Source organism: Grimontia sp. THUN1695 (assembly GCF_059704325.2).
Genome location: NZ_AP046576.1, coordinates 404,354 through 422,716, shown reverse-complemented (window position 1 = coordinate 422,716; position 18,363 = coordinate 404,354). Strand labels below are relative to the sequence as shown.

Here is an 18,363-nt window from a genome sequence, read left to right as displayed (position 1 = left end):
TGAATGAAAATGAACTACCACCAATACTATCCTGTCGATGTGGTTAACGGTGAAGGGACTCGCTGCACTCTGTTTGTCTCAGGGTGTGAGCACCAATGTCGGGGGTGTTATAACCAAAGTACATGGTCGCCCTCATCTGGCGAGCCGTTTGACCAGCAGATGGAAGATCGCATTATTGCCGATCTGAATGACACTCGTATTAAGCGCCGTGGATTGTCGCTCAGTGGCGGCGATCCTTTATTTCCTGCGAACTTGCCCAGTGTGTTGAAACTGGTTCAGCGCGTAAAAGCAGAATGCGAAGGCAAAGATATCTGGATGTGGACGGGGTATACGCTGGCGAGCCTGAGTGAGGCACAGCAGGAGGTGGTGTCATACATCGATGTGCTGGTAGATGGAAAGTTTGAACAGGCATTGGCCGATCCCTCGCTTCCCTGGCGGGGAAGTGCCAACCAGGTTGTTCACCGTTTGACGTCACGTTAACAAACGCCTTCCGATCATTTAATATGCTTCACCAACGCCGCTTAATTGCGGCGTCGTTCTGTTATTCTCACCTCTGGGGAAGTTAACACTTAGTAAGCTCAGCTAACCTGACGTAACAATCAACCGTTTTTGTAACTCCACATTGTCCACGCCTTTGCATTTGCTTTAACTATAAGGACTCCGCAATGAAACAGCGTATTGCAGCTTTTTTTCTACTTATTATCCTCAGTCCATTTTCTTTTGCCCAGCCCAACGAGGCCTCTCAGGATTATGAGCGCCTCCCTGACGGTAAACTGGTGATGGGTGAAAAAGAGTGGGTGAGGGTAGATATTATTGATGTGGTTGCCAAAGCACGTATCGATACCGGCGCGACAACCTCTTCAATCAGTGCCATTGATATTCAGGAGTTTGAGCATGATGGTGAAGAGTGGGTCAGTTTCCGTCTGGCGCATGACAATAAGAAGAGTAATATAATCAGGCTCCCGGTTGTCAGGACAGTACGTATCATTCAATCCAGCGCGCAAGGTTATGATCGTCGTTATGTGGTTGAGATGCCTATCACCATTGGTGATTTTACCGAAAATACAGAGTTTACCCTGCGTGACAGGCATCATCTGAATTATCCTGTCTTGCTTGGTCGTACGTATTTGAAGGGGGTTGCGGTGGTTGATGTCAGCCGAAAATATGTGCAGCCAAAACCAGAAAAACTCAAAAAATAACCCCTTGTTTGGCGATATTACCGCCAAAAGCGCAACAGGTCATACGTTGCGCTTTTTTAGTTGCGTGGCGCTGAACTTTTAGTAATGTAATCCAGATATTGTCGTTTAATAAGGAAGTTATCGAATGTTAGATTTGCTCTCTCCCGCACAACAGGATCCTATCTTGTCTCTATCCGTCGCTTTTCGTGAAGACACGCGCACCGACAAAATGGACCTTGGTATTGGTGTGTATAAAGACAGTGAGGGACAAACACCGATTATGCAGGCGGTAAAAGCTGCGCAACGCCAATTGGCTGATACCCAAACGACCAAAAGCTATGTCGGTCTTGCAGGCAGCGAAGTGTATAACAAGGCAATGATCGATTTGCTTCTGAAAGGTACCGATGGATACACGCGTAGTGCTGCGGTTCAAACGCCGGGGGCAAGCGGTGCTTTGCGTATGCTGGCAGACTTGATGTATCTGGCCAAGCCCATTTCTACGGTATGGATCAGCAACCCAAGTTATGTCAACCATAAGCCTGTTATGGAAGCTGCAGGCCTTACCGTAAAGTTTTACCCGTACTTTAATACTGAAACTAAACAGGTTGATGCCGATGCCATGCTGGATACGCTCGCTACAGCGGGCCCTGATGATGTGGTGTTGCTGCACGGGTGTTGCCATAACCCTACCGGTGCGGATATCCGTTCTGAACATTGGCAGGCCATCAATCAACTGGCGCAGAAAAAGGGTTTCACTCCGTTTGTTGATATTGCCTATCAGGGCTTTGGGGATGGATTGGAAGAGGATGCCTATGGCCTTCGCCTGCTGGCAGATTCGGTGGAAGAAATGTTAATCGCAACGTCTTGCTCAAAGAACTTTGGTTTGTACCGTGAACGTACGGGGGCTGCGATAGTGATTGGAAAAAATGCCCAGGAAGCGGAGAATGCCAAAGGCCGTATTCTCCAGTTGGCGCGTGCGACCTACACCATGCCACCTGATCATGGTGCCGCCATTGTGGAAACGATCCTGACCAGTGATGATCTCACCAAACAATGGAAAGAAGAACTTGATGCAATGCGTGGCCGTATCGTGACCTTGCGTAAAGGGTTAAGTGCGGCACTGGCAGCGCGCACTGGCGACAACCGTTTTGATTTTATCAAACAACACAAAGGCATGTTCTCTATGTTGGGGCTGACCCAAGAGCAAGTTTGCAGATTGCGTGAAACGTTTGGCATCTACGTTGTGGGTGACAGCCGCATTAATGTGGCAGGCCTGACTGAGTCACGTATTAACTATTTGGCAGATGCGTTAGTGGCCGTCACCAGATAGACAAATGACCTGAAGATGATTGAATTCAGAGGTTGGTTGCTTGGACTAACAGCATGAAATAAAGAAAGAAGCCAGCAGTTGCTGGCTTCTTTTATTCTATACAGAAATGTATTTTATTCCTAAGTATGCTTAAATAGCTTGGAATATTTAATTTCGATTTATTTTTCTCTAAATATCAAGTTGACATTCACAGGCACAGTATCAGAAATAGCGATATTTCCAACGGTTTCAGCAACTTTCTTAAGATTTTCTTCAGGGATACCGAATGTAGCACCATTAATAATGACAGGTTTATAAGTGAATGCGAATATATCATCCTCTGATTTAATAATATTCATATTCAACGTGACATCTTGGGTGTTCCCAAACAAGGTTACTTTGGCTGGAATGGCTTGCTGTAACAGCGCATTAGATTTGTCCAAATCGGACATAGAGACGGTGCCTTCCACGCTTAACATTGGGAAGTTTTTCGTTTCAAAGAAAAGATCGTTTAGACGTTCGTCGCGGATAGGAATACCTGTGGATAATGAAGAAAATGGGACAGTAATGCTAAAATGCCCCGTTTCATCAACATTGCCTTTAATACCACCGAGTGTTGCTGGTTCTACGATATACGATTTTTTGATGGTAGCGAAACTGATCGAAGACGCATCAGAATCCACGGTATATTTATTTGCAGCAAAAGAAAGCGAAGGTATTAAAGTGAATGCTAAAATAACTGAAGATGTAGAAAGCTTCATTTTACTTTTCCTTGTTTTGTACTGTTTTTAAATATCGTACCTGAGCACTTAACACATGTACAATGCTTTATTTTGATTATGGTGTTTTGAGATTTTGATTGAGAGTAAATATGTTTTACATGGGTCATAATTAAAACAGAAGGGATAACGTGTTTATTTTAGTTTGTCCCAATAAATAGACGTGATAATAGTGATGACGCAAAGAAATAGATTCTGTTACTATGTGATATCGAACTTAATCTGGTAGTAGCTCAATGAAAATACATCGAATTAATCCGACAAACCGCTGGTCAGATGTCACCGTATTCAATGGCATTGCACACTTCGTTGAAGTACCTGAAAGTGATCTGAATGCAGATATCAAAGGTCAGACTGAGCAGGTTCTGGCACAGGCAGAAGAAATGCTGGCGAGTGTTGGATCAGACAAAACCCGTATCCTGTCTGTGACAATCTACATCACGGATTTTGACAACCTGCCAGCGCTGAATGCAGTGTGGGATAACTGGTTTGAGCCTGGCACTGCACCAAGTCGCGCGTGTGTGAAAGCGGAGTTGGCTGATCCGGATTATCTGGTTGAGATGGCTTTTGTTGCCGCTGCCGGAGAAGAATTTCAGTAAACATTTCCGGTAAAATGCCTCATCTGTTGTGAGGCATTTGGGCTTCAAAACGAGACAAAGATGGCTATCTGAGTCTCGTTTTGATAATGGAAAGGGTTGTTAAATTAGACATGCATAACTCAACTTCATGCTGTTTGGGTATACATGAAATACGAATAAGATAAACTTTCTTCAAACGTATTCAGTTGCATATAGGGAAAACATGCTCTGGCACAAAGTCGAAAACCAACTCAAGCTTCATGACATCAGTCTTATCGTAGGTCCAAACCGGTCAGGTAAAACCAAATTTCTCGTTGAACAGTACGGCGACACACCATTTACTGTTGATATTGCTAAAGCCAAGCTTGCGTACTGCGGCGGTGACACCACGATTACAGAAGTAGAATGGAGGGCTATCTATGAGCGTGACTGCCCGTTTATCGCGGTTGATGATGCCCATCTGCTGAAAACCAGTGATCTGTTAAAACTGGTTGATGTTGCTGTTGAAACCAGTAAACGTCTCTATATGTCCTGCAATGAAAATATTGTCGCCCATTTACCCGCACTGTTGACGCATATCAGAGGCTACAATCTCTCCGTGGTAAAATTGGAAAAGTTGACCACAACGGAAGTATGTGCTTGGGTGTTAGGTGAGCTTGGGTAGGCCTTCATTTTACTCCCCCCAGCTTTCTTCTTCAATCTTGGCAAATGCCTGGGAAGCTCTTTGCAGGGCTGGCAAGAAATGTAAGGCCTGTTCTGCTTTTAGTCGCATGATCGGTGCTTGGATAGCGACAGCCAGGTTCGATCTTCCACGTTTTGAAGGAACCAAGACTGCTACACATAGCAAGCCGGGCAGGAATTCTTCATTGTCGATGGCATAACCACACATTCTGACGTTTTCCAATTCTTTTTCCAAAGACGGAATATCAGTAATGGTTTTCTCGGTGAAGGCTGTCATGTCCGAATTGCCTAGAAGTCTGCGGCGTTGTGACGGTGTCATGTTTGCCAAAAATAGCTTGCCCGTTGCTGAGCAATGGACCGGTACCCGCGAGCCTGGGTGTAAATGGAAACGCAGCGGCGCTTCTGTTTCAACGCGGTCAACATAAATGACCTCTCCGCCAGACAGGGAAGTGAGATTACAGCTTTCTCCAACTTCATCCCGCAACTGGCTTAGCACTTGGTGTCTGGCGCTATGGGTTGTTGAATTTAACAGCACATTTTCTGCCAAATGACGCAATCTTGCCCCTTTGCCATAATGGCGTTCATCGCCATCACGCTGGATGATGCCTGCGCTTTCCAACTGTTGGAGCATTCGGTGCAATGAAGGTTTTGGGATACTGGTTTCTTCAGTAAGATCTTGAAGTGAAAAAAACGCATCTTTTTGGGCAATGAGTTCCAACAAAGAAAATAAGCGCAGAGTCGGCGTGTCGCCGTCCACAACCTTGATGTTAGATTTATTCTGGGTTTTCATGGCTATACCTTCCTTATATACACACATGTATATCAGAATTCTTGAAAATGACAACAAATCATCTTGGAAAATGAAATTTAGCACCCTGTATTTGCGGATAACTTGGCTTCTGTAAATCGGGCAGTTGTTGTTGCAACCTCTCTCAATGGTGTTTTGTTTCTGGTTTCTTCCTTACCAATGCACTGATAAGTGCAATGATGTCGTTGAACGTTGTGCTATCGGGTTGAAAATCGTTATCCAGGGTTAAGCTAAGCGGGTAGAAGCGGCTGAGATCCACGCCGACACCGATTGCTGCAATGCTGTCTCCCTGTTTTTCCCTGCTGGTGATCACCTGTTTGAGGTGATTGTCCAGATAGGCGTCACCGTTGGCTAGATGGGTTGCTGTGTCCATTGGGCTGCCATCAGATAGAACCAGCAAGATACGTTTTGATGCGTCTGATTGCTGTAACCTTGAACATGCCCATTCGATGGCTTCGCCATCGATACCCTCACGGAAAATGTCTCCTTTCATCAGCGCTGCGATATGTCTGGAGCCTTGCCGCCAATCTGTCGCGGCATCTTTAAAAATGAGATGGCAAATCTCATTCATTCTGCCGGGCATCGGCGTTTGAGCTGTCGTAAGCCATTGTTTATAAGGACGGCCACCATGCCACGTATTGGTGGTATATCCCAGCACTTCTGTACTCACACCTCCGAGGCCGAGTGCCCTGATCAATCCATCCACAAGATGGATAATGTTTTCAATGTGTTGCCTCATGGAGCCGGAACAGTCAATCAATATCGACACTGCGCAATCAGGTTTGTTAATGAAACGTTCTTTGACGAAAATACGCCTCTCCATAGGGGACGAGACGACCTGGGTAAGATGGCTTCCGTCGATATGCCCTTCTTCTTCATCAAATTGCCATCCATCCCGTGTCGGTTGACTTAAACAGAGCAACAGCCGCCGGGCCATTTCCCGCACGTTAAGCCCCAGATGGTTAAAGCGCTTATCAAGATATGCACGGAATGCTTCCAGCTGCGCTTTTCTGATCAAGGTACACGCATCGATCTCAGTATCAAATTCACGATTAAATACCTGGTAAGAGGGAAAGTTTGCCTCAAATGACGAATTGTTTTCACCATGGGCTGATGCGCCGGTGTTGTCAGTCTCGATATCGGTGCTGAGTAACAGGGGGAAGGCGTTGAATCGTTGTTGTGTTTTTTCGTCTTTCCCATCGTTCCACTCACTCTTATTGATCATTTTTGATATTTTCTCGGACAGCATTAAAGCAAAGGAAGCATAGTTTTTTTGAGATGCAATATGACGGCGAAGACCGGAAAGTTCAGCGCCGATATCGGATACGATCCCGGCGCGTGTGGCTTCGATGGTATTTTCAATCTCTGAGTCTACAGGTGTTGAAAAAAGGCGTGATCGGACGGTTTGGATCACCGTAAATATCAGAATGCCGAGTCTGGATTCAGTAAGGTTTGCATGCAGCACCTGTTGACTCCAGGTGTCAAACCGGTAGCGAAGATTTTCTCGTACGCCCAGCTGATGGCTTTGGCCATACAGGGCTTCGGTGCGGTATTGCTCCAGCAGATCAAAGAGCATGCGTGCGATAGGATCGACTGGCATTGCTGATTGATGGACTTTTACATCACTCAGCATAAGGCGTGCAGAAATGGCATCGGCACGCCCACGAAGCGCCTGAATATCATCGCAAAAGTCATGGGGCTGAAGGTGGGAGGCTGCTATCGGTATAAAAGTATGCCCTTGGTAAAGATGTTCTCCCCGGAACCTGAGATCAGGATTGCCTGTCTCAGAGCGAATGGTTGCCAGTGTCAGCTCGCGCCTGTGCTGCTCAGCGCGGGTGAAAAGTGGTGGTTCGCTGAGGATGCTTTTTTTCATTTTTCCGTGCCAGTCAGTGAAACAGCATCATCCAGCGCCTCTTCGTTGAAGCAGCGTTGATAGAGCTCGTTAATTAATGGCCACTCGGCTTCGTCACATTTGTTGAGAAAAGTGAGGCGAAACGCAACCTTGGGATCGGTGAATATTTCGCAATTCTCTGCCCAGGTGATCACCGTTCGTGGAGACATCAGCGTAGAGATATCGCCGGTTGAAAAGGCGCTGCGTGTCAGGTTGGCGATTTCGACCATTTGGGCAACGAGTTTTCGCCCCCGTTCTGTGTTTTTAGAAGGAACACGCGCAAGGACAATATCGGCTTCGGTTTCTGGCGCCAGGTAATTAAGCGTGACAACAAGGTTCCATCGGTCAATCTGGGCTTGGTTTAACACCTGAGTGCCATGATACAAACCCTGCAAATTCCCCAACCCCACCGTGTTGGCTGTTGCAAAGAGTCGGAATGACGGGTGTGGTTCGATTACCCGGTTTTTATCCGTCAAGACAAGCTTTCCCTCTTTCTCAAGCAAACGCTGAATAACAAACATGACATCAGGCCTGCCCGCATCGTACTCATCGAGGATCAGAGCAATAGGACGGGTGGCTGACCAAGGCAAAATGCCATCTTGAAATTCTGTTATCTGTTTGTTCTCACGGACGACGAGGGTGTCTTTACCTACCAGATCCAGCCTGCTGATGTGCCCATCCAGGTTAACTCTCATGCAAGGCCAGTTTAGCCGGGCTGCAACCTGCTCTATGTGGATGGATTTGCCCGTGCCGTGAAGCCCTTGAACCAGAGTTCGTCGGTTGTATGTGAAGCCAGCAAGGATAGCCATGGTGACGTCGGGATTGAACACGTATTCAGGATCGATTTTAGGCACCAGCTCATTACCTGCTGAGAATGCAGGAACCCGTAAGCGGGTGTCGATACCAAATACTTCCCTGGCAGACACCAGGATATCTGGTCTTTGTTGTGTTGTTGTCTGCATCCTTCCTCCTTGAGTTCGCCCTTCAGCGATGGGTTCTCGATGGTGAGATTTTAAATATCGTTTGTTTCGCTATTTGAAATTTTTATTGATTAATCATCCATACAGTACTAGCTTAATTTTATATTCTAAAATATGAAATATTTAATTCCATTATATGAAATATAGCAAGGAGGCTTTATGAGCGAATCAACGATGCGCACCGTTGTTGAAGGTCCAACCAAGATGACGCCATCAGAAGCATTTGTGGAAACACTGGTCGCAAACAATGTCACAACGATGTTTGGCATCATGGGGTCGGCGTTTATGGATGCCATGGACATCTTTGCGCCAGCCGGGATTGAAATGATCCCCGTGGTTCATGAGCAGGGGGCGGCGCACATGGCAGATGGTTACTCGCGTGTGTCAGGTAACCATGGTGTAGTGATTGGCCAGAATGGCCCGGGGATCAGTAACTGTGTTACCGCGATTGCGGCGGCTTACTGGGCTCATAGCCCTGTGGTGATGATCACACCGGAAACCGGCACCATGACAATGGGGTTGGGAGGGTTTCAGGAATGCAACCAGCTCCCAATGTTTCAGGAATTCACCAAATACCAAGGGCATGTCACCCATCCAGCAAGAATGGCGGAATACACCGGACGTTGCTTTGATCGGGCGATGAGTGAAATGGGCCCGACACAACTCAATATTCCGCGCGATTACTTTTATGGCGAAATTAACTGTGAAATTCCAAAACCTGCCCGTCTGGACCGGGGACCAGGTGGTGAAAACAGCCTGAATCAGGCTGCTGATATCCTTGCTGACGCCAAGTTCCCCGTGATCATTTCAGGCGGTGGTGTTGTGATGGCCGATGCGGTTGAAGAATGTAAAGCGTTGGCAGAACGTTTAGGCGCGCCAGTCGTTAACAGCTATCTGCACAATGATTCCTTCCCCGCCTCTCATCCGCAATGGTGTGGTCCATTGGGCTATCAAGGCTCAAAAGCAGCGATGAAATTGATCTCGCAAGCAGATGTTGTCGTTGCCCTGGGCTCCCGTCTTGGGCCGTTTGGTACGTTGCCACAGCATGGCCTCGATTACTGGCCAACAAACGCCAAAATCATCCAGATTGATGCCGACAACAAAATGCTGGGTTTGGTGAAGAAAATCTCTGTTGGTATCTGTGGTGATGCGAAAGCGGCCGCTGTTGCACTGACCGGGCGTTTAAATAGCCGTGAATTGGCCTGTGATGCCAACAAGGAAGCACGCTTAGGCATTATGAAGCGGGAAAAGGCCGGGATTACGCGCCTTCTTACTGGATTGGGACAGCAGGCCCTCCTCCGCAAGACGATGGGCCTTTGCCCGGTGACACGGATGCCGATGTTGTCATTGTAGGGTCAGGATTTACCGGGCTCACCGCAGCCATTTTTCTGGCACAGAACTACGGCATTCGCGCAACGGTTTTAGAAGCAAACCGCACCAGTTGGGGGTGTAGCACCCGAAATGGCGGTCAGGCCCAGTGTGCGTCAGGTCGTCTAAAACGATCGCAATGGATAAAACGGTGGGGATTGGACACGGCACTTCGCATGCACCAGGAGTGTGTTGAAGGTATGGAAAATTTTAAGTCGCTGATCAAAGACATTGATTGTGACCCCCAGCCCGGCGGACACCTTTATATTGCCCACCGTGCGAAGATGATGCCCGGATTGGAAAAGGAAGCCCGCCTGCTGCGTGAAACTTTCAGTTATGACGCCCAGATCTTTGACGCTCAGACAGTCAAAGAAAAGTATGTCAATGATAGGGAAGCGGCGGGTGCCTTGCATGAGCCAGAAGGGATTGGCATACATGCAGGTAAGTTGGCCTTTGGTTATCTGAAAAAAGCGCGGGTTTTAGGGGTGAAGGTGCACCCAGCCACACCCGTCACCGGATGGGAAACACGAAAGGGCGTCCATTACCTACAAACGCCACACGGTACAGTAAAAGCCCAGGCTGTTGGACTTGTGACGGGCGGATATACGTCCCAGACACTCCATGCACAATTGAAAAACCGCTTGTTGCCTATCCTGTCAAATTCCATGGTGACACGGCCCCTGACACCCACAGAATTGGAAGCATGTAATTTTAAGACCACACAAATCATCACTGATACCCGGGTATTGCGACATTACTACCGGCTGCTTCCTGATAACCGGTTGCAGATTGGCTCGCGCAGCGCCATTACCGGTATCGATGCGCCCAAACAAAAATATGAGGATAAGTTGTATGCGGATATGGTCCGCAAGTTTCCTGCTTTAAAGGGGATCGGTATTGATTATTCCTGGTGGGGGTGGGTGGATGTCAGCCACGACATGATGCCCAGAATCTTCCGGCCGGATGCCTCAGAAAGCCTCTATTACGCATTGGGGTATGGTGGCAACGGGGTGATGTATTCCGCTCAGGCTGGAAAGCGGCTGGCACAATGGATTGCGGGTGATACCGGGGAGCTAAACCTGCCTATTTTCCAGTCAAGATTACCGTATCCCAATGTCAGGGAAGTGATTGAATCAGCGTATTTTGCGCCATTTCGGCGCCTTGGACAGCGTTTTCTTTACCGCTGGTATCACCTGAAAGATGAGGTGCTTTAGCTGTCAACAACCGGCGTTCAAGTGCCAAATTGAACACTGCGTTCCCAACTTAAACGATCCGTAATTTCAGGTAGTTTGGGTATACAGAGCCTCCGTTTGAAGTGGCCCGGACGCAATATATTGACATTCAACGTAACGTTTTTGCCCCTTTGTTAGGTGGCTGACACCCGAGGAAAGTGAGAATTAACACATTAAGTTAAGAGGTTAACGTCATGAAATGTATTCGAAACAATGTCCTCGCAATTGTCACGGCTTTTTGCATGGTCCTAATGGCTCCGGGTTTATCGGCACAGACATTTAAAATGGCGCTGGGTGATGCTGCCGGTGGCACGCAGTGGGAGCTGGGTAAAACGTTTGCTGAAAAGCTCAGTGAAAAAACAGGGGGTAAAGCCAAGGTTGACCTTTTTCCGAATGGGCAATTGGGTACCGAGCAAGATACCGTGAACAATGCGGCGATTGGCTTGCTCGATTTTTCTGTGTTGGCCATTAACAACGTGACACCGTTTTCTCCAACTGTCGGTTTGCTAACGCTTCCTTACGTGATTCAGTCGGCGGAAGAAGCAAAACTGCTGACACAGGGGGATATCGGGAAAGAGCTGGTCGAGAACACCATCCGGGATGCGGGGGTCAGAATTATCGGATGGGCCTATTCAGGGTTTCGCGTCCTGACCAATTCCAAACGTCCAGTCAAAACCCCTGACGATCTTAAAGGCCTGGTTATCCGGGTGCCCCGTAATGAAATCATGATTGCGTCTTATCAGGCGCTTGGGATCAACCCAACCCCCATGGCGTGGTCAGAGACATTTACTGGCCTACAACAAGGCGTGGTTGATGGACAGGACAATCCCTACATCACTATTTCTGCTATGAAGTTCAATGAAGTGCAAAAGTACGTGACGAATCTCCGTTATATCTTCTCGATGGAGCCTCTGATCATCAGCGAGTCGGTGTTCCAGGCTCAGTCACCTGACATGCAAAAGGCCATTCTGGAAGCCGGTCATGACGCGACGGCACATAGCTTTGCGTTTCTCCACAACACGGAAGCACGGATTAAGAAAGAGCTGGTCGTCAAGGGGATGGAAATCGTTGAGCCAGCAGATAATGAGAAAGCGTGGATTGACAGTGTGACCAAGGTCGTTTGGCCTAAATTTTACAACAGCATTGGAGGCAAAGAGAAACTGGATAACGCACTAAAACAACTGGGCCGGTAACTGACCTGTCAATCGGGTGTGGAAGCGTCCGGTTGACGTAGCGGTAATCTGACTTTTAGACCCTGAATGTTGAGAGTAAGAGCATGCCCATCATGTCCAAAATGCGTAGTCACCTTAAATACATCTGCTGCTTATTTTTGGCGATATTTGTGACGTTGTTGTTTACACAAATTATTGTCAGGCAGTTTTTTCAATACTCCATTCCTTGGGGAGATGAAGTCGCGACGTACCTGTTTGTTTGGTTTACTTACTTTGGTGCTGTGGTTGCGGCGAAGATGTCTGCCCATAACCGGGTCAGTTTTCACTTCAACTATTTTCCACCTATGGTGAAAACGGTTTGTGAAACCATCGCCGATCTGCTCTGGATCGCGTTCAACATGTACTTTGTTTACCTCAGCTACGACTTTGTGTTCAACAAAATGAATCTGTTTTGGAAATCCCAAACGACTGGAATTCCAATGAAGTATATCTACTTGATCCTACCCATCGCGTTTTTGCTTATGTCGATAAGAATTCTATGGAACCTTGTCGATCGCATAAAAGGGATTGAACACGATGATCCTGAGGTAGAAGAGTTACGGAAGCTCAGCAAAAACAAAGGACGATCCTAAGCTGCCATAAGGTGCACAGGGACATCATTGAGAGAAAGGACGCGAAGTTATGGAAGCCTATTTAATGCTCATTTTATTCGGTGGTTTTTTCATTCTTCTGGTGCTCGGTGCGCCCATCACTGTCTCGTTAGCCGGCGCTTCGATGGCGGCATACCTTATATTGGACAAAAATCCCATTGCGCTGGTGCAGATAGCGTTTACTTCTGTGGGAAATTTTCCGTTGATGGCGTTGCCGTCATTTGTGTTGGCGGGTGCGTTAATGGAAGCATCTGGTATATCACGCCGCTTGGTGGATATTGCTGAAAACATGGCGGGCCCGGTGACTGGAGGGCTGGGAGCGGCGACGGTGTTTGCTTGTCTTTTCTTTGGCGCGATATCGGGTTCGGGCCCGGCCACCACTGCCGCTGTGGGTATGTTGATGATACCCGCCATGGTAAAACGTGAATATGAACCCAGTTACGCCTCAGCCGTGACCGCGGCGAGCGGTGGCCTTGGCATTATTATTCCACCCTCTATTCCCATTGTGATTTTCGGTATTTCCGCGATGGGGTTGATGGCACCGCCAGAGGCCATCTCTTTGCATGGCGAATTTGATTCTGTCTCCATTCCCAAGCTGTTTATCGCAGGTGTGATCCCCGGGTTGATCATGGCATCCACCCTTATTTGCACTAACTACTACATCTCGAAACGCCGAGGCTATAAAGGGCTGGTGGAGTCTTGGTCGTTACCCGACATTAACCAATCCTTGCGCCGTGGGATATGGTCTATTCTCGCACCTTTTCTTATATTGGGCGGGATTTACAGCGGTATTTTTACGCCGACTGAGTCTGCAGTGGTAGCTATTTTCTATTCGCTGTTTGTTGGCTTTTTTCTGCATAGAGAATTAAAGATTAAAAATGTCTTAAAGTCCCTGACAACCACAACATGGATTACCGGACGGGTTCTGCTCATTCTTTTCGCTGCCACGGTATTTGGCCGTCTTCTCATTGAACAGCGAATACCGGTTCATGTCGCTGATGCCCTATTGAGCGTGACAGACAACATGTATCTGGTTTGGGCGCTGACCATCATGCTACTGCTTTTTATCGGTATGTTTATGGAGACACTGGCAGCCATCATGATCATCGTCCCTGTGTTACTGCCGATTATGTATATGTTGGGAGCCGATCCCACGCACGTTGGTATCGTTGTGGTGTGTACGTTATCCATTGGCTTTGCCACACCCCCTTTAGGGGAAAATATTTTTGTCGCTTCCGGGATAGGTGGGTCGAGCGTTGAGCAGATCACGTCACGCATTCATCCCTTCGTTGTTGCGTCCGTACTGGGTGTTTTTGTGATTGCGTTCTTCCCGCAACTGACTCTGTGGCTTCCTTCATTGGTGGGTTCGTAAGGCAGCTTTGCCGGATGGCTCGGCGCCAATAAATATGCCAAACCCCGCATTCGCGGGGCTTTGCAATCGTCATCTCAGAGCCTCAATGCCTGGGGCTCACTCAGCGTTTATTCTTCAAATATCGCTTACGGCGCTCTTCTTTGTGTCTGGCTTTTTCTTCCGCCTTACGCGCCGCAGCTTCTTCCACTTCTATCAGCTCCTGGCTGATCATCGCTGGATGCTCAAGGGTGATAAGACCCAATGCGCCGTTTCGAAGGTCATTAATGAGGATTTCGGATGCCTTGTGCAGATCAATACGGCCGCCTGAACGTAAACAGCCGCGCTTCTCGCCAATGGCTTCCATCAGTTCCACTTCGGTTTCTGGCAGCTCTTCAATGTTGTAGCGTTTTTTCAGCAGCTCTGGATACGCTTTTGCCAGGTATTCCACGGTGTAAAACGCGACTTCATCGTATTCCATGGCGGTGTCTTTTACTGCACCGGTTGCGGCAAGGCGGAACCCACTGTGGGGATTCTCTACTTTCGGCCACAGGATTCCCGGCGTATCTGACAGCACTACGCCATTTTGCAGGTTAATGCGCTGCTGTTGGCGTGTTACCGCTGGTTGGTTACCGGTTTTTGCCACAACACGGCCAGCTAATGTATTGATAATGGTAGATTTACCCACGTTCGGGATACCCATGATCATGGTGCGAATATTTTTGCCTATTTCCTCGCGGTGCGGGGCAAGCTTGCGGCAAAGATCCATGATTTTGTTCACTTCGCTGGCGTGTTCTGTGGTAATGGCCATGGCTTTAACGCCTTGTTCTTTTTCAAGGTGTTCCAGCCAAAGAGCCGTCATTTCCGGATCGGCCAAATCGCGCTTATTCAGTACTTTAATAACGGGTTTGTCTTTACGGATACGGCGAATCATTGGGTTTTCGCTACTGAAAGGAATGCGTGCATCCAATACCTCAATGATCACGTCAATCTTGGGTATCACTTCTTCAATTTCTTTACGCGCTTTATGCATGTGGCCCGGGAACCACTGGATGGAGTTGTTAATCATGTGAATGATTGCCTTTGTAATTCGGTATATACGCCGTTTTTAGGCTAATGAGCCCCGACGAAAAGTGGTCGGGGATTTTAGCACTTAACCGGGGTGAACGAAAAATTAACTGGAGGAAGGCAGACAGAGCGTTCAGTGGTTGTCCAGTTAAGGTGAAAAAGGCCAATCGTCACTCAACTTTCAAGAGTGGGCCACGCATTGAGGGGGTTTCGGCAAAGAAGTCTTCAAGACGCTGCGGCATACCGAGATGGAAACCCTGGAAGTAGTTGATATGCAGGGTACGCATGGCGTTATATTCTTCCTGGTTTTCAATCCCTTCAACCAGGACTTCTGCATTCACTTCTTCGGCAAGGGCAATAGCTCTAAGCATGGCCTCTTCGTCACCTTGCATGTATTGCTGCATCAGGGAGCGATCGATTTTTATCAGACTGGGTCGTATCATTCGGGCACGCATTTCTACAGATCCGGCAACGCCATAATCATCAATGGCAATCTGGAATCCATTGTTGATGGATTGCGTCGTCGCAGCAGACAGCGAGACAGTATCAGAATGTAAGTGCTCAACCACTTCCAGCACCACATGATGGCGTTGAATCCCCAGCTCGGCGAGGCGTTTTAGCATCAGGTTTTGATTTGAAAAAGTTTCAATAGAGGCCACCGCGGAAGACGGTAGCATATTAAGGAAAATGGAATGGTTGCCAGCATATGTACAGAAGTTGCGCAGATGAATGACGCGGGCGAGTTTATCAATGCTGACCTGGTTGACATAATCAGGATCGCTTTGTTCAAGATAGCGGAAAATGTAGTCGGGGTTGACGGGCTCACCGTCGAGCGTTTTCACCCGCACTAACGCTTCGAAACCTAATACTGTGCCATTCGCTCGGTAAATGGGTTGATAAACACTGCGAAACTCCAATCCATTGAAGACCCCCATTACATCACCATTGGTGTCAAATTGTAGGCATGCTTCGAATTCTGATTGTGTTTTTAAGTGCTTAACCACGACGACCTTACCTCTTAATCACTAAAAACCATGTTACGCGAATGGTTGTTTGGGACAACCAAACTATCATCCAAAGAGTAGATTATTGTGATCTTGTCCGAGGGCCTGTAATCACTGGGCAAACGGTTGGTAATCACTTCCCATCATAACGTTGGAAGACGCTGGTGTTGATGTCTCACCACGGTAGTACATGCCTCAATATACAGTGTATGCGTAAATGACGAGACAGCAACCTGCAACAAATTAGAAAACGCAACTTTCTGATCTCTAAGTTACTTTATTCTCTTTTGCTGCCTATTTTATGAGTAATTATCTGGGCGGCATTGTCTCATGTTTGAGATAAGAATATTGATGTAAAATAATTGTTGCAATCAATGGGTTCTGTTATGCGGCATCGGGAGTTTTCGCCTGTCAGGCAAAAGGCTATCGTCAAATAGAGACGAAACAGGGAGCCGTAGCGATGAAAACGCATCAATACGAATCGAAACCGTTGGATAAGCATGGGCAGATCAACTGGACAGATGAAGAACATGAGGTGTGGAGCTGGCTTGTTTCCCGCCAACTGGGTTGCATAGAAGGGAAGGCGTGCCGTGAATATTTCGATGGCCTGAAGCTACTTGGGTTGCCAACAGACAATGCGCCACAAATTCCGGATATTAACCGCGTGTTGGGTGAAACAACGGGCTGGCAACTGGAGCCTGTTCCAGCCTTGATTGATTTCGACCATTTCTTTTCGCTGCTGGCGTCGAAGCGTTTTCCTGTCGCCACATTTTTGCGCACCGCGGAAGACGTTGACTATTTGCAGGAACCGGATTTCTTTCATGAGATCTTTGGTCACTGCGCCATGTTAACGCATCCCGCTTTTGCGTTTTTTACACAACACTACGGCAAGCTTGGCGTGAACGCATCGAAAGCCGATCGCGTATATCTGGCAAGGTTGTATTGGTTTACGGTCGAATTCGGCCTGATTCAAAATGACGCAGGATTGTCGATTTATGGCGGAGGTATTTTATCTTCACCAGCAGAAACAAAATATGCTTTCAGCAGCGACGAACCCATCCGTAAAAAACTCGAGGTGGTGGATGTTATGCGAACCCCATATCGCATTGATATCCTCCAGCCCATCTACTTTTATTTAAACGCACTTGATGAGCTGTACGAACTGGAAAAACTGGATTTGCTGGCTTGCGTGAACAGAGCCAAGATGCTCGGGTTACACGCGCCGCTTTATCCGCAAAAACTGGCGCAATAGGGAGACTCAAATGGAACAACTGACTGAACTGCAATGTGAAGCGTGCCGTGAAGATGCACCTCGTGTCGATGGGGATGAAGCGGCTGGCCTGTTAACCACCTTGCCGGATTGGCAATTGATGGAAGTCGATGGCATTGATCAACTTCAGCGGGTGTACAAATTCCGCAACTTTAAATTGGCGTGGGCATTTGCGGACAAAGTGGCTGAACTGGCAGAAGCAGAAGGACACCATCCGGCCATTCTTTTAGAGTGGGGCAGTTGTACCGTCACCTGGTGGACGCACAAAATTAAAGGTCTGCACAAGAACGATTTTATCTGTGCCGCGAAAACAGATGTGCTGTTTGAAGGCTGATTCACAGCTCCTGTAAGTTCCCCCCTGACTAAAGGGGGTATTCCAATCACGCCCGCTTTACCTGCTGATCCCATCGTTGATAGTTCGATATTCGAGGCGAGTGGTTGTGACGTTGTCTGTATTTCGATTGCTGGTTTTAATCTTGCCTTTTCATGGCCTTACGGTAAACATCGCTACGTTCGCGTTTTCCGACTGCTAAGACAGTGACAATGATGACATCATCTTCAACTTTGTAGACGAGGCGGTAACCCGATTGGCGCAACTTAATTTTATACATGTTGTCAACGCCAGAAAGCTTTGAAGCTGGAACATGTGGATTTTCCAGGCGTTCAATTAGTTTCTTCTTAAACTGTTGTTGCAGCGTTGAACCAAGCTTTTTCCACTCTTTGAGTGCGCTCTTTTTAAAGCTGAGTTTATAGGTCATCAATATTTACCGAAATACTCTCCTCAGATTCACGTTCTTTAGCAATAGCAAGCAGCTCAAGATCTTCGAGTTTATCCATCATCATTTCGTACGCTTCGGCAGGTACGCAATAAAATGCTGGTTCATTTCGGTTTAGTACAGCAACAGGTTCGCCATAAGCACTGGTTGCAACTTTCATAGGGTTAGCTTTCAATTCTGTAATGCTTGCAGCAACATCAGCTAAAATTCTACTGGTCATATAATAGGTCTCTTAAATGGTCTCTATATTGGTCATTTTATCCTCAGCCAA

At 47.5% G+C, this 18,363-nt stretch carries 18 protein-coding genes and 2 pseudogenes; 12 read left to right on the top strand and 8 right to left on the bottom strand.

Annotation, left to right across the window (positions count from 1 at the left end; genetic code table 11):
• The first annotated feature begins 9 nt into the window (after positions 1–9).
• The 3 genes from nrdG (at position 10) to AC6IB1_RS02095 (ending at position 2,508) form a co-directional block, all read left to right on the top strand.
• A complete protein-coding gene (gene nrdG, locus AC6IB1_RS02105; protein ID WP_497566683.1) occupies positions 10–480 on the top strand; it encodes an anaerobic ribonucleoside-triphosphate reductase-activating protein in 471 nt (156 codons plus the stop codon).
• 185 nt (positions 481–665) lie between these two features.
• Entirely contained in the window at positions 666–1,199 is a 534-nt protein-coding gene (locus tag AC6IB1_RS02100) for an ATP-dependent zinc protease family protein (RefSeq protein WP_497566144.1), read from the top strand.
• Positions 1,200–1,323: 124 nt separating this feature from the next.
• The gene (locus AC6IB1_RS02095) at positions 1,324–2,508 is read left to right on the top strand and encodes an amino acid aminotransferase (RefSeq protein ID WP_497566143.1); all 1,185 of its coding nucleotides are present in this window, start codon (positions 1,324–1,326) and stop codon (positions 2,506–2,508) included.
• Between the two features lie 158 nt (positions 2,509–2,666).
• On the opposite strand, the gene AC6IB1_RS02090 is transcribed toward AC6IB1_RS02095, so the two are convergent.
• Positions 2,667–3,248: a YceI family protein gene (locus tag AC6IB1_RS02090; RefSeq protein WP_497566142.1), complete on the bottom strand. Its 582-nt coding sequence runs from the start codon at positions 3,246–3,248 to the stop codon at positions 2,667–2,669.
• 254 nt (positions 3,249–3,502) lie between these two features.
• Between AC6IB1_RS02090 and AC6IB1_RS02085 the strand changes: the two genes are divergently transcribed.
• Positions 3,503–3,865, top strand: a complete 363-nt coding sequence (locus AC6IB1_RS02085; protein WP_005502690.1) for a RidA family protein — start codon at positions 3,503–3,505, stop codon at positions 3,863–3,865.
• Positions 3,866–4,067: 202 nt separating this feature from the next.
• Positions 4,068–4,508: a hypothetical protein gene (locus tag AC6IB1_RS02080; protein ID WP_497566141.1), complete on the top strand. Its 441-nt coding sequence runs from the start codon at positions 4,068–4,070 to the stop codon at positions 4,506–4,508.
• Between the two features lie 9 nt (positions 4,509–4,517).
• On the opposite strand, the gene AC6IB1_RS02075 is transcribed toward AC6IB1_RS02080, so the two are convergent.
• From AC6IB1_RS02075 to AC6IB1_RS02065, 3 genes are all read right to left on the bottom strand, one after another.
• On the bottom strand, positions 4,518–5,315 hold the full coding sequence (locus AC6IB1_RS02075; RefSeq protein ID WP_497566140.1) for an IclR family transcriptional regulator: 798 nt from the start codon (positions 5,313–5,315) through the stop codon (positions 4,518–4,520).
• 142 nt (positions 5,316–5,457) lie between these two features.
• The gene (locus AC6IB1_RS02070) at positions 5,458–7,206 is read right to left on the bottom strand and encodes a cobaltochelatase CobT-related protein (protein WP_497566139.1); all 1,749 of its coding nucleotides are present in this window, start codon (positions 7,204–7,206) and stop codon (positions 5,458–5,460) included.
• Positions 7,203–8,186, bottom strand: a complete 984-nt coding sequence (locus tag AC6IB1_RS02065) for an AAA family ATPase (RefSeq protein ID WP_497566138.1) — start codon at positions 8,184–8,186, stop codon at positions 7,203–7,205. Before AC6IB1_RS02065 ends, AC6IB1_RS02070 begins: the two co-directional genes overlap by 4 nt.
• A 177-nt stretch (positions 8,187–8,363) precedes the next feature.
• Here AC6IB1_RS02065 and AC6IB1_RS02060 point away from each other — a divergent pair.
• The 5 genes and pseudogenes from AC6IB1_RS02060 to AC6IB1_RS02040 form a co-directional block, all read left to right on the top strand.
• Positions 8,364–9,458, top strand: a pseudogene (locus AC6IB1_RS02060) (sulfoacetaldehyde acetyltransferase); the annotation flags it as partial.
• Positions 9,455–10,786, top strand: a pseudogene (locus tag AC6IB1_RS02055) (NAD(P)/FAD-dependent oxidoreductase); the annotation flags it as partial. The pseudogenes AC6IB1_RS02060 and AC6IB1_RS02055, both read left to right, overlap by 4 nt.
• 212 nt (positions 10,787–10,998) lie before the next feature.
• Complete coding sequence (locus tag AC6IB1_RS02050) at positions 10,999–11,997, top strand: TRAP transporter substrate-binding protein (RefSeq protein ID WP_497566137.1); 999 nt, start codon at positions 10,999–11,001, stop codon at positions 11,995–11,997.
• An 83-nt stretch (positions 11,998–12,080) separates the two neighbouring features.
• Entirely contained in the window at positions 12,081–12,608 is a 528-nt protein-coding gene (locus AC6IB1_RS02045; protein ID WP_497566136.1) for a TRAP transporter small permease, read from the top strand.
• Between the two features lie 49 nt (positions 12,609–12,657).
• On the top strand, positions 12,658–13,998 hold the full coding sequence (locus tag AC6IB1_RS02040; RefSeq protein WP_497566135.1) for a TRAP transporter large permease: 1,341 nt from the start codon (positions 12,658–12,660) through the stop codon (positions 13,996–13,998).
• A 100-nt stretch (positions 13,999–14,098) separates the two neighbouring features.
• Here AC6IB1_RS02040 and ylqF read toward each other — a convergent pair whose 3' ends face one another.
• Complete coding sequence (gene ylqF / locus AC6IB1_RS02035) at positions 14,099–15,043, bottom strand: ribosome biogenesis GTPase YlqF (protein WP_114995629.1); 945 nt, start codon at positions 15,041–15,043, stop codon at positions 14,099–14,101.
• 169 nt (positions 15,044–15,212) lie between these two features.
• Positions 15,213–16,046 (bottom strand): EAL domain-containing protein, encoded by an 834-nt coding sequence (locus AC6IB1_RS02030; RefSeq protein ID WP_497566134.1) that lies wholly within the window; start codon positions 16,044–16,046, stop codon positions 15,213–15,215.
• A gap of 460 nt (positions 16,047–16,506) precedes the next feature.
• On the opposite strand from AC6IB1_RS02030, the gene phhA reads away from it, so the two are divergent.
• Positions 16,507–17,298, top strand: a complete 792-nt coding sequence (gene phhA, locus AC6IB1_RS02025; protein ID WP_497566133.1) for a phenylalanine 4-monooxygenase — start codon at positions 16,507–16,509, stop codon at positions 17,296–17,298.
• 10 nt (positions 17,299–17,308) lie between these two features.
• Positions 17,309–17,650 carry a 4a-hydroxytetrahydrobiopterin dehydratase gene (locus tag AC6IB1_RS02020; RefSeq protein ID WP_497566132.1) on the top strand — a complete coding sequence of 114 codons (342 nt, stop codon included), beginning with the start codon at positions 17,309–17,311 and terminating at the stop codon, positions 17,648–17,650.
• A 136-nt stretch (positions 17,651–17,786) separates the two neighbouring features.
• On the opposite strand, the gene AC6IB1_RS02015 is transcribed toward AC6IB1_RS02020, so the two are convergent.
• Positions 17,787–18,074, bottom strand: a complete 288-nt coding sequence (locus tag AC6IB1_RS02015; RefSeq protein WP_497566131.1) for a type II toxin-antitoxin system RelE family toxin — start codon at positions 18,072–18,074, stop codon at positions 17,787–17,789.
• Positions 18,064–18,312 (bottom strand): type II toxin-antitoxin system Phd/YefM family antitoxin, encoded by a 249-nt coding sequence (locus AC6IB1_RS02010; protein ID WP_497566130.1) that lies wholly within the window; start codon positions 18,310–18,312, stop codon positions 18,064–18,066. Before AC6IB1_RS02010 ends, AC6IB1_RS02015 begins: the two co-directional genes overlap by 11 nt.
• Positions 18,313–18,363: the final 51 nt, after the last annotated feature.